General features: G+C 72.2%; 11 protein-coding genes. 8 read left to right on the forward strand and 3 right to left on the reverse strand.

Annotated elements, in window-relative coordinates:
* Positions 1–50: 50 nt before the first annotated feature.
* The 3 genes from ACYVJJ_RS05945 to ACYVJJ_RS05955 are packed head-to-tail and all read left to right on the forward strand — an operon-like array spanning position 51 to position 5680.
* Positions 51–899 (forward strand): porin PorA family protein, encoded by an 849-nt coding sequence (locus tag ACYVJJ_RS05945; RefSeq protein ID WP_460831926.1) that lies wholly within the window; start codon positions 51–53, stop codon positions 897–899.
* Entirely contained in the window at positions 896–4783 is a 3888-nt protein-coding gene (locus ACYVJJ_RS05950) for a response regulator (RefSeq protein WP_460831927.1), read from the forward strand. Before ACYVJJ_RS05945 ends, ACYVJJ_RS05950 begins: the two co-directional genes overlap by 4 nt.
* 9 nt (positions 4784–4792) lie before the next feature.
* Positions 4793–5680 (forward strand): GGDEF domain-containing protein, encoded by an 888-nt coding sequence (locus ACYVJJ_RS05955; RefSeq protein WP_460831929.1) that lies wholly within the window; start codon positions 4793–4795, stop codon positions 5678–5680.
* A gap of 1 nt (position 5681) precedes the next feature.
* On the opposite strand, the gene ACYVJJ_RS05960 is transcribed toward ACYVJJ_RS05955, so the two are convergent.
* On the reverse strand, positions 5682–6932 hold the full coding sequence (locus tag ACYVJJ_RS05960; RefSeq protein WP_460831931.1) for a threonine synthase: 1251 nt from the start codon (positions 6930–6932) through the stop codon (positions 5682–5684).
* A gap of 173 nt (positions 6933–7105) precedes the next feature.
* On the opposite strand from ACYVJJ_RS05960, the gene ACYVJJ_RS05965 reads away from it, so the two are divergent.
* Positions 7106–8137, forward strand: coding sequence for a sensor domain-containing diguanylate cyclase (locus tag ACYVJJ_RS05965; RefSeq protein ID WP_460831933.1), 1032 nt, complete (start codon positions 7106–7108; stop codon positions 8135–8137).
* Between the two features lie 38 nt (positions 8138–8175).
* Here ACYVJJ_RS05965 and ACYVJJ_RS05970 read toward each other — a convergent pair whose 3' ends face one another.
* Both ACYVJJ_RS05970 and ACYVJJ_RS05975 read right to left on the reverse strand, forming a co-directional pair.
* Entirely contained in the window at positions 8176–8973 is a 798-nt protein-coding gene (locus ACYVJJ_RS05970; RefSeq protein ID WP_460831935.1) for a ZIP family metal transporter, read from the reverse strand.
* A 229-nt stretch (positions 8974–9202) separates the two neighbouring features.
* Positions 9203–9670 (reverse strand): DUF1203 domain-containing protein, encoded by a 468-nt coding sequence (locus ACYVJJ_RS05975; RefSeq protein ID WP_460831936.1) that lies wholly within the window; start codon positions 9668–9670, stop codon positions 9203–9205.
* 132 nt (positions 9671–9802) lie between these two features.
* Between ACYVJJ_RS05975 and ACYVJJ_RS05980 the strand changes: the two genes are divergently transcribed.
* The 4 genes from ACYVJJ_RS05980 to ACYVJJ_RS05995 form a co-directional block, all read left to right on the forward strand.
* Positions 9803–9961, forward strand: a complete 159-nt coding sequence (locus tag ACYVJJ_RS05980; protein ID WP_460831938.1) for a hypothetical protein — start codon at positions 9803–9805, stop codon at positions 9959–9961.
* Positions 9962–10022: 61 nt separating this feature from the next.
* Positions 10023–10358, forward strand: a complete 336-nt coding sequence (locus ACYVJJ_RS05985; RefSeq protein ID WP_460831939.1) for a hypothetical protein — start codon at positions 10023–10025, stop codon at positions 10356–10358.
* A gap of 150 nt (positions 10359–10508) precedes the next feature.
* Positions 10509–11135, forward strand: coding sequence for an ion channel (locus ACYVJJ_RS05990; protein ID WP_460831952.1), 627 nt, complete (start codon positions 10509–10511; stop codon positions 11133–11135).
* Positions 11136–11238: 103 nt separating this feature from the next.
* A partial coding sequence (locus tag ACYVJJ_RS05995) for a hypothetical protein (RefSeq protein WP_460831941.1) occupies positions 11239–11427 on the forward strand: 189 nt, incomplete at its 3' end.

The raw sequence follows: 11427 nt of genomic DNA on the forward strand, positions 1-11427 counted from the left end.
GCGGCACTCACGGCGCACCGGCCTAGACTGCCCCGCGCCCGGAGCCCGAGATGATGCGAACCCTCTGGATACCTGCAGGCCTCGCGCTGCTGCTCGTCGCGGCGCTGTGGCTGGTGCTGGTCGGCCCGTCGGTCGGCCGCCTCGGCAGTGGGTTCCAGTCGCGCTACGACTTCGATGCGAAGGCGCGCTCGCGCGACAGCGTGGACGGCCCCTGGACGTCGCTCCGGCTGATCGGCCGCCGCGTCGACGCCATGCTGGTCGCCACCGACGAGCGCATGGTGCTGCAGTCGGACGTGATCTGGGCGCTCGGCGACGGCAGCCTCCTGTTCGAGAACGCGGGCGTCTACGCGGTCGACCGGCGCACCCGCCGCAATCTTCCCGGCCTGGGCTCGTCGAGCCGCACCGGCCAGTTCATGTTCCCGCCCAACGTGCGCCGCCGGGACTACATGCTCTGGGACGCGCAGTTCATGGGCCCGCGCACGATGCGCTTCCGTCGGCGCGAGGTGCTCGGCGGGCTCACCGCCTACCGCTTCGACTTCGAGGTGCGCGCGATCGACGAGACCCAGGGGTACCGCCACCTCGCCGACGTGCCCGAGCGCTATCGCGCGCATACCGACGGCCACGGCCGCCTGTGGGTGGAGCCCCGCAGCGGGCTGATCCTCGACTACGTCGAGCACGGGCTCAGCTTCTTCGCGCGCCCCGACGGAAGCGCGGCCAGCGCCTTCTTCGAATGGGACGCGCGCTTCACCGCCGCCACGCGCGCGGCGCAGGTGGCGCGTGCCGCGACCGCGAGGCGACGCATGCTGCTTGCCGGCATCGTGTTGCCGGCCGCGACCGCGGCATTCGGTCTCGCCCTGCTGGCGGCGGGCCTGCTCATGCGCCGGAGGCTTGCCGCATGAGGCACCTCGGCCTTACCCCGCGCATCTACGTGGCGATCCTGGTGTTCGCCGCGGCGTTGCTGCTCGGCTTGGGCTGGCTCGCCAAGCAGAGCGGACAGGCCTCGCTGCAGGCCGCGGCCACCTCGGAGCTTCTCTCGATCGCGATCGTGCGCGAGGGGCGCATCCGCGAGTGGATCGACGAGCAGTCGCAGGCGGTCGAGACGCTTGCCGCCTCGCCGTCCGTCCGCGAGGCCTCGCGCCGCCTGCTGCAGGCGGACCCGGGAACGAGTGAGGCCGGCGAGGCGAACGCCGTCGTGGTCGGCGAACTGCTCGCGCGCCAGGCCGCGCACCCCGAGTCGCACCGCCTGCTCGCCCTGCTCGATGCGCGCGACGGCCGCATCGTCGCCGCGACCGACCGCCGCTTCGTCGGCATCAGCCGCGCCGACCTGCCGTACTTCGTGGAAGGCCGCAGCCGCACCTATGCGCAGCCGCCGTTCCTTTCCCCGCTGCTGCGCATTCCCACGCTCGCGATCGGCACGCCGGTGCGCGACGATGCCGGCCGCACCGTGGCGGTGCTGGTGAGCTGGTTCACCCTCGACGAATTCAACGAGATGGTTCGCGCCCACAGCGGGCTGCGTGCAACGGACGATGCCTACCTCGTCGGGCGCGATCGGTTCTTCGTCACCCAGCCGCGTCTGCTCCGGCGCCCCGTGGTGATGCGCGAGAAGGTCGACACGCCCGCCGTGCGGCAATGCCTCGCCGGCCGTCGAGGTGTTGCGATCGCGCCGGACTACCGCCACCGACCGGCAGTGATCGCCTACCGCTGGATCGCCGAGCACCAGCTGTGCCTGGTCACCAAGCAGGACCTGGCCGAGGTGCTGGAGCCTGCGCACGAGTTCGGCCGGCGCCTCACGGTGTTCGCCGCGTTGGTGATGCTGCTCGCCGCAGCGATCGCCTACGCGCTCGCGCGCACCGTCGTGCGTCCGGTCAATGCATTGCTGGAGGGCGTGGGCCGCTTCACACGCGGCGATCGCGACGTGCGCCTCGAGGTGCGCGGGGAGGACGTGCTCGGCCGGCTCGCCCGCAAGTTCAACCTGATGGCGAGCACCATCCACGACAGCGAGCAGCAGCTGCGTCGCAATGCCGAGCGCCTCGAGGAGACGGTCGCGGCGCGCACCGCCGAGCTCGGCGCGAGCGAGGCGCAGATCCGCCTGCTGCTCGACTCCACCGCCGAGGCGATCTACGGCGTCGACCTCGAGGGGCGCTGCACGTTCGTCAACCGCGCCTGCGTGCGGATGCTGGGCTATCCGCATGCCGGCGCGCTGCTCGGGCAGGACATGGCTTCGATGCTGCGGCATGCGGATACGCCGGTCGATGCCGCGCGCCGTCCGGTCACTGCCGCGCATGCCCTCGAGCAGGCCGTCGAACTCGAGGAGGTGCCGCTGCGGCGCGCCGACGGCGGCCGCCTGCTCGCGCAGCTCTCGGCCTATCCCATGCGCCGCCACGGCGAACGGGTCGGCACCGTGGTCACCTTCCTGGACATCGGCGAGCGCAAGCGTGCGCAGGCCGAGCTCGATCGCTTCTTCGAGCTCTCGCTCGACCTGCTCGCCATCGCCACGATCGACGGCCACTTCGTGCGGCTCAATCCCGCCTGGAGCGAGCTGCTCGGCTATTCGCTCGACGAACTGCGCGCGAAGCCTTTCATCGAATTCGTGTATCCGGATGACGTCGCACGCACGGTCGCCGAAGCCGGCAAGCTCGCCGAAGGCGCGGACTCGGTGGCTTTCACCAATCGCTACCGGGCGAAGGACGGCAGCTACCGCTGGCTGATGTGGCAGTCGGCGCCGTCGCCGGAGGACGGCCTGATCTATGCCGCCGCGTCGGACATCACGCGCATCAAGGAGTCCGAGGAGGCCCTGCAGCGCGCGAAGGAGGCCGCCGAGGCCGGCAGCCGCGCCAAGAGCGAATTCCTCGCCAACATGTCGCACGAGATCCGCACGCCGCTCAACGGCGTGCTCGGTACCGTGGGCCTGCTGCTCAACACGCCGCTCGACCGCAACCAGCGCGAGCTCGCGCGGCTCGCGACCGCGAGCGGCGAAACGCTGCTCACGATCATCAACGACATCCTCGACTTCGCGAAGATCGAGGCCGGCAAGCTCGACCTCGAGCAGATGCCGTTCGACCTGCTGCAGACCGTCGAGGAAGTCAGCGGCATGACCGGCCTGCAGGCGGCGGACAAGCGCCTGGACCTGGTGGTGCGCTATCCGGCCGAGGTGCCGCGGCATTTCGTCGGCGATGCCGCGCGGATCCGGCAGGTGCTGGTGAACCTCGTCAACAACGCGATCAAGTTCACCGAGCACGGGCATGTGCTGGTCGACGTGGGCCTGGTGCGGCGTGACGACGCGGGCGCGGACGTGATGATCCGCGTCGAGGACACCGGCATCGGCATCGATCCGGCACATCAGGCGCGCCTGTTCGAGAAGTTCAGCCAGGCGGACGTCTCGACCACGCGCCGCTACGGCGGCACCGGCCTGGGGCTGGCGATCAGCAGCCAGCTCATCGCGCTGATGCACGGCACGATCGGGGTCGAGAGCGTGCCCGGGCAGGGCTCCACGTTCTGGATCCGCCTGCCGCTGGAGCTGCAGCAGGACGTCGTCGAGGCACCGCTGCCCGTCGACCTGCGCGGCACGCGCGTGCTGATCGTCGACGACAATGCCGTCAACCGCCGTGTGCTGCACGAGCAGATCGTGCAGTGGGGCATGCGCAACGGCAGCTGCGCGAACGCGCAGGAGGCGCTCGCCGCGCTGCGCCGCGCGGTGGAGGAGGGTGACGCGTATCCGATCGCGATCCTCGACTACCAGATGCCGGACATCGACGGGGAGATGCTCGCCCGCGCGATCAAGGCCGATCCGCAGCTGCGCTCCACCGCGCTGATCATGCTGACCTCGCTCGGCAACGTGGAGCGCGGCGGCAGCCTGCAGGACATCGGCTTCGCGGCGTTCCTGTCCAAGCCGGTGCGCCAGTCGGACCTGCTCAATGCACTGAGCCTGGCGCGCGGCGGCGTGCACGCGCCGCGCCATGCACTGCACCGGCGCGACGAGGCCGGCGAGGCGACGGTGGGCACGCGCGTGCTGCTGGTCGAGGACAATGCGACCAACCGCTATGTCGCCTCGCTCATGCTGCGCGACCTCGGCTGCCGGGTGGAGGTCGCGGCGGACGGGCGCGAGGCCACGCTGCGGCTGGACCGCGACGACTACGACATCGTCTTCATGGATTGCGAGATGCCGGTGATGGACGGCTTCGAGGCTACCGCCTTCATCCGCCAGCGCGAGGATACGCGCGCGCGCGTGCCGATCGTGGCCGTGACCGCGCAGGCCATGCAGGGCGATCGCGAGCGTTGCCTCGCGGCCGGCATGGACGACTACATCACCAAGCCGGTGCAGATCGACGACTTCCGCCGCGCGCTGCGCCGTTGGGTGCCGACACTGCGTCGCCCGTCCGTGGCGACGGAGGCCGGCGCGCCGCCCGATGCCGCGGTCGAGGACAGCCGCCCGGTGCTCGACGAGGCGGTGGTCACGCAGCTGCGCGCGCTCGCCGAGGCGAGCGACCCCGCACTGCTCGCGCAGATCTTCGGCGCCTTCCGCAGCGACACGGCGCAGCGCCTCGGCCTGCTGCGCACCGCGGCCGCGCATGCCGATGCCGACCTCCTTCGCCGCACCGCGCATACGCTCAAGGGCGCCGCGGCGAACGTCGGCGCCGCACGCCTGGCCGCAACCGCCGGCGAGCTCGATACGATCGCCCGCAGCGGGCGGCTCGACGGGGTGGACGCCCTGGTCCGCCGCCTCGAAGGCGACTACGGCGACGTGCTCGTGCAGCTGCGCCGCCTCCTTCCGGACATGGACTGACGTTCCCGCATGAAGATCCTGGTTGCAGAAGACGACGTCACCTCCCGCCTCGTGCTCGCCGCCACGCTGCGCAGCCTCGGCCACGAGGTCACCGCGGTGGCCGACGGCGCCGCGGCGCTCGAGCTCTGGCGGCGCGACGAATTCGCGCTGGTGATCTCCGACTGGCTGATGCCGGAGCTCGACGGGCCGGGCCTCTGCCGCGCGATCCGCAGCGAGCACCGCTCGTACTACACCTACGCGATCCTGCTCACCTCGCTCGAGGGCAAGGGCAACTACCTCGCGGGCATCGAAGCCGGTGCCGACGACTTCATCACCAAGCCGCTCGACCGCGAAGTGCTCGCCGCACGGCTGAGCGTGGCCGAGCGCATCCTCGGCCTGCACGAGGCGCTGCGCTTCGAGGCCACGCGCGACCGCCTGACCGGCGTGCTCAACCGCGGTGCGATCCTCGACGCACTGCAGGTGGAGCTGCATCGGGCCGCGCGCCAGGGCGGCACCACCGCGGTGCTGCTGCTCGACATCGATCACTTCAAGCGCGTCAACGACACGCGCGGCCATCTCGTCGGCGACGAGGTGCTGCGCGAGATCGGCCGCCGCCTGCAGGCCACCCTGAGGCCCTACGACCGCGTCGGGCGTTTCGGCGGCGAGGAGTTCGTGGTGCTCGTGTCGAGCGCCGACGGACAGTCGTCGGTGATCGCCGAGCGCGTGCGCCACGCGATCGCGGGGACGCCGGTCGCGATCGGCGGCGGCGAGCCGATCGCCATGACGGTGAGCATCGGCGTCGCCGTGGCGCCGGTCGCGCCCGGCGACCCGCAGGCGATGCTCGCGGCGGCCGATCGCGCGCTCTACCGCGCGAAGGCGGCGGGCCGCGACCGCGTCGAGGTCGAGATCCTCGGCTGAGCTAGAGCAGGTGGCGCAGCGCCGGCAGGTACTTCTCGCTGGAACCGGTGTTGACGGCGACCACGCGCTCGCCCGCGCGCAGCAGGCCGCGGTCGAGCAGCTGCGGCAACGCGGCGAGGCAGGCCGCACCCTCGGGGCTCAGCCAGTCGTGCGTGCGGCGCCACTCGCGCGAGAGCTCGGCAGCGATGTCGGCCTCGTCGATCGCGATCGCCGCGCCGCCACTCGCGCGGATGATCTGCAGGACGCGGAAATGCCCGACGCCCCCGGGCACGTTGAGCCCCGTCGCCAGCGTGCTGCCGGCCGCGACCACGGTGGTGTCGTCGGCGCCGGCCTCGAACGCACGCACGAGCGGCGCGGTGACCGTGCTCTGCACGCACAGCATCCGCGGACGGCGCGCGTCGATCAGGCCGAGCGCCTCGAGCTCGTCCCAGGCCTTCCACATGCCGAGCACGCCGGTGCCGCCGCCGGTGGGATAGACGACGGCATCGGGCAGCGACCAGCGCGTGCCTCCGTCGCGCGGCTCCGCGAGCTCGAGGCCCAGCGACTTCTTGCCTTCGATGCGCCAGCCCGGCTCCTGGAACGTCGCGACCGAGAAGTAGCCGCGCGGCACGTAGTGCTCTTTGAGGAAGGCGCCCGCCTCGCGGATGGTGGGGCCGATGAGCTCGAGCGTGACGCGCTCCGGATGCCGCCGCGCGGCCGCCGCGACGCTGCCGAGGATCGGCAGCGGCGTGTCGTCGGGCATCGCCACCGCGACGGTGAGCCCACCGGCAAGCGCGTAGCGCACCAGCGAGTCGCCGGCATTGCCCTGCGTGGGCACCGCGAGCTTCGTGAGCCCGAGACGGCGCGCCTGCGCGGCCACCATCGCCATGCCGCGGTCCTTGAAGCTCTGCGTCGGATTCGCGCCGAAGCCCGGATGCGCACGGCCTTCGTCCTTGAGCTCGAGCGCGAGGCCGGCCTGCGTCGCGACGGGGTGCGCGCGGTAGTCGAGCGACGGCGTGCCGCCCTCGCCGAGCGGCACGAGATGCGCGGCGTCGCGCGGGTCGCTCGCATCCAGTGCCATCAGCGCGCCGAATCGCCACATGTCGCGGCGCGACGGGTCGTACCACGCGGCATCGGGCTTCTCGCGCGCGAGCCGCTCGAGGTCGAGCACCATCTCGACCGGGCGGCCGTCGGCGGGATCGAGGTTCATCGGGCGATCGGCCGGGTATTCGATCCCGGACGCGATGCCGCGCAGGCAACGCACGTAGCTCATGGCAGGGCCGCAGACGGAAACCGCCGATGCTAGGCGGCCGGCGCGCCCGCGGCCAATGCCGGTCGCGCCCGTCGCCATGGCGGATCCGCATGAGCCGGCGGACTGGGGGGTTCTCCCCCATGACGCCGCGCCCGTGCGCCGCTAGGCTGCGCGCAGCCCATCGGATGCCCGCCATGCCCGCCGCTGCCCTGCCTGCCTTCGAACATTCCCGCCAGGCCCTGATCGAGGCGCTCGGCATCCTCGACACCACGCCGGAGTCGGACTACGACGACCTCGTGCGCATCGCCGCCGGCATCTGCCGCGTGCCGACCGCGCTGGTCTCGCTGATCGACGACCGGCGCCAGTGGTTCAAGGCGCGCCTGGGCGTGGCGCTCGAGGAGACGCCGCGCGAGATCTCGTTCTGCGCGCACGCGATCCTCGCGCCGGAGGAGGTCATGCACGTGCAGGACGCACGCGAGGACGCACGGTTTTCCGACAATCCGCTCGTCACCGAGGACGGCTTCCAGTTCTATGCGGGCGCGCCGATCCTCGTCGAGGGCCTGCCGATCGGCACCGTCTGCGTACTCGACCACGAGCCCCGCGAGCTCGACGCCGGCCAGCGCGATGCGCTGCAGTCGCTCGCACGCCAGGCTTCGCGGCTGATCGAGCTGCGCCGCGTGAGCCGCCTGCTCAGCATCCAGCTGCGCGAGCGCGACTGGTACGAGCGCCAGCTGCGCCACGCCGGCGCCGACGGGGTCGCTCCCGGCACGATCGATGCGCTCACCGGGTTGCCCGGCCCGCAGGCCTTCGCCGAGACGGTCGATGAAGAGATCTGGCTGCGCGAGGGCAGCGGCGGCGAGCTGCAGGTCGCGCTCGTGGAGATCGACGACCACGCCTCGCTCGACGGCCTGCACGGCGCCGGGCAATCGGAAGAGGCCTTGCGCGCGCTCGCGGGCGTGTTGCGCGCCGGCGTGGTGGAGGGCCGGCTCGCACGGGTGGGCACGGGCTTCGGCCTGCTGATGCCGGTGCCGCTCGCGCAGGCGGTCGCGCAGTGCCGGCGCGCCGCCGAGCTCGTCGGCAATCCCGCGGCGGGCATCCCGGTCACGCTCAGCATCGGCATCGCGCGCGTGGAACCCGGTGAGGCCGGCAGCGATGCGATCGAGACCGCGACGCATGCGCTCGCGCAGGCGCGCGGCGCCGGCGGCGACCGCATCGAGGTGCGCTGAGGCGCGATCGCGCCGCCGCGCTTGGGCCTGCGCGACGCTCAGGCCGCGAGTGCCGTGTCCAGCAGCATCATCACCACGAAGCCGATGAGCAACCCGAGCGTGGCGGGCGTCTCGTGCCCGCTGCGGTGCGATTCGGGAATGATCTCGTGGCTGATCACGAACAGCATCGCGCCGGCGGCGAAGCCGAGCCCGGTCGGCAGCAGGAACGGCATCGAGGCCACCAGCCCCGCGCCGAGCAGCGCACCCACGGGCTCCGGCAGGCCTGAGGCAATCCCTGCGACCACCGCATGGCGACGCCGATAGCCGGCCGCCATCAGCGACAGGGTGACCACCAAGCCCTCGGGCAGGTCCTGCACCGCGATGCCGGTGGTGAGGATGCGTCCGCTGGCCAGGCTCTCGGCATGGCCCACGCCGATCGCGAAACCCTCCGGCAGGTTGTGCAGCACGATCGCGAAGACGAACAGCCAGGCACGCCGCACGCGCTCGGGCGAATGCCCCTCCAGGCCCTTGATGAAGTGCTCGTGCGGGATCCAGGCATTGAGCAGCATCACCAGCGCGGCGCCGGCGAGGAGCGACACGCCGACCGTGCCGCCCGCGGCCCAGGCCCCCATGCCCGCGGCGCGCGCGGCCGCGATGCCTGGCAGCACGAGGGAGAACGACGTGGCCGCGAGCATCACGCCACCGCCGAAGCCGAGCATCGCGTCCTTGCTGCGCGGCGACAGGCGCTGGCCGAGCCCACCCAGCAGCGCGCCGACCATCGTCGCGGCCGCGGCGATCGCGCCCCCGGCGAGCGCGGCGGCGACGGGATCGTAGAGGGCGGGGCTGGAGTCGGGCATCGCGGCAGCATGCCGGCGAAGGCCGGACCGGAACGAGAAGGACCCCAACGAGAAGAGCCCCCGGGAGAGCGCCAACTCCGGCCGGGGGCCCGCCCCTCCCGAGACGGAGGAGATGGTGCGGCGTGTGGGCGCCGTGGCTTCAAGGTACGCAGCGACGATGAGTGGCGGGTGAAACGGTTCAGGCCCCGCGATGCATGGGGTTGCAGCGCAGCATGCGACGAAGTCGGCCTCAGGCGCGTTCCGCAAGCGCCGCGTAGCAGCCGTGCGCGGCGAAGTGCACATGCACGTAGGCCACCTCCGTGGCGGCGAGCATCGCCGGCAGCGTCTCGTGCAGCTGCAGGCCGTCGACCAGGCGCCCGTCGACCATCATGTGCATTGCGTCGAAGGCGCGCAGCGAGAGCCTGCGCCGGCGCAGCACCTCGGGAACAATGTCGACCGCCTCGACCGCCGCGTCGGCACCCTCGCGGACGTAGACCGCATGGCTCGCGCGATAGGGCGTCGGCGCGGGCTGGTGCACGTGGTTGACGAGCAGTGCGGTCTCGCCGGGCGCGAGGTCGCGCAGCTCGATCCGATCGGGTACGCCCGGCGCGCGATCGACGCGGACGCGTCGCGCGCCGTGCGTGGCGAGCGCGGCATCGTCGAGCCCGTAGAGGTGGCGGAAGGGCGCAGGGTCGAGCCCGCGGATGCGGTAGGCCATGGCCATGTCTCCGAGACGGGTGCCCAGCATCGCGACGGCGCGATCCGCCCGACATCCGGATCATGCGGCCAGAGCGGTGCCTCCACCGCGCGTTCTCGCCGGCATGACGTCGGGCGCGGGCAGGATGCTGCGATGACGCCTCGATACATCGCTGCCCGACGCGCTGCCGGCCGCCCCTCGCGCCATCTCAGCCGGCGCCAGCTCCGGCGCATGGAGCATCGCTTCCGGCGACTGGTGCTGCTCGTGGTCGCCTGCCTCGTGCTCGCGGCCTGCGTGATCGTCGAGCCGTGAGCACGGGCGCCGTGGACGCCGCGCGTCTATCCTTGCGGCTTCGTCCCCGCCAGTGGTCTCCATGGGCACCATCGCGCCGCGCTCCACGGTCTTCCGCGTGCTCCGCAACCTCTCGCTGCTGTGGTTCGTCGGCTCGCTGCTCGGGATCGCCCTCACCGTCGTGCTCGGCGGCTACGCCCTGTTCGCGAGGTGCTCCGGTTCGCTGCTGGAATGCGCCGCGGGCCTGTCGGCGGGGCTGCTCATGTTCGTCGCCTCGGCCGTCACCGCCGGCATCGTGCTCGCCTTCATGCAGCTGTTCTACATGGCGGGCGCGCGCGTGCGGTCGGCGCGGCCCGGATCGGCCGGCGTCGACGTGATCGACGCGCTCGACATCGATGACGTCTTCGATGGCGATTGATCCGCGTCGCGACGCGCGCCGGCCGGCTGCCCCGTCCGGCAGGCGCGCGACGAAGCGCCGGTGGGCCCCCGCGTGAGTACGCGGGCACCCGATGCGCCGCGCCGGCGCGTGCGCTTCAACGCACGCGACCTCGTGCGGCATCCGTCCGCGATGCTGCTCGCCGTGCAGTTGCTGAGCCTGCTGCTGTATGCGCAGGTCGGCACGAGCGATGCGCACGATGCGCGCGTGCTGCTCAGCGCCGTCGCGCTGGTGGTGGTGCCGCTCGCGGTGTGGGTCGTGCGGCGCAGCGCGCTCTCGAACGGCATCGCCTGGGCGCTCGCGCTGCCGGCGATCGGGCTGTCGCTCGCCGCGATCGCGTTGGACCGGCCCGAACTCGTGGTGTGGTCGTCGCTGCTGGAGTCCGCGCTGTATTTCTACGCGGCCGGCAGCCTCATCCACTACATGCTGCACGACCACGTGGTGACGACCGACGAGCTCTATGCCTCCGGCGCCGCGTTCACCTTGCTCACCACCGCATTCGCCTACGCCTTCCTGGTCTGCCAGGCCTGGTATCCCGACAGCTTCACCGGCGCGGTGGAGCCCGAGCGGCCGCGCACCTGGCTCGAACTGCTGTTCCTGAGCTGCGCCACGCTCTCGGGCGTGGGCAATGGCGACGTGGTGCCGCTCGGCGGGCCCGCGCGCGTGCTGGTGATGTTCGAGCAGATGGCGGGCATCGGCTACATCGCGGTGGTGGTCTCGCGCCTGATCGGCCTGTCGGTCGCGCGCCCGCGCGACTGAGCGATCCCAAGCTGAGCGCTTCGCACGCCGGTCACGCGCCGCCGATGCGATGCTCACGGTCGCGGTGGGATCGTCATGGGGAATCGACGACAGGAGTCCCTCCATGGACCGTACCCCCGACCACGACCGCTCGAACCCGATCTCCCGCGCGTTCTCGAAGTTCTTCGAGCGCGGTCGCGTCGGCGACCGCAAGCCGGCGGCAGCCGCGCGCCCCGCGGCTCGCGCCGCGACGAGCAATCCCTCGGCGGCGCACCGCGCGACGGCCCCGCTCGCGGGCGGCGGCGCCGGCAGC

The organism is Lysobacter humi (ex Lee et al. 2017) (assembly GCF_054781815.1).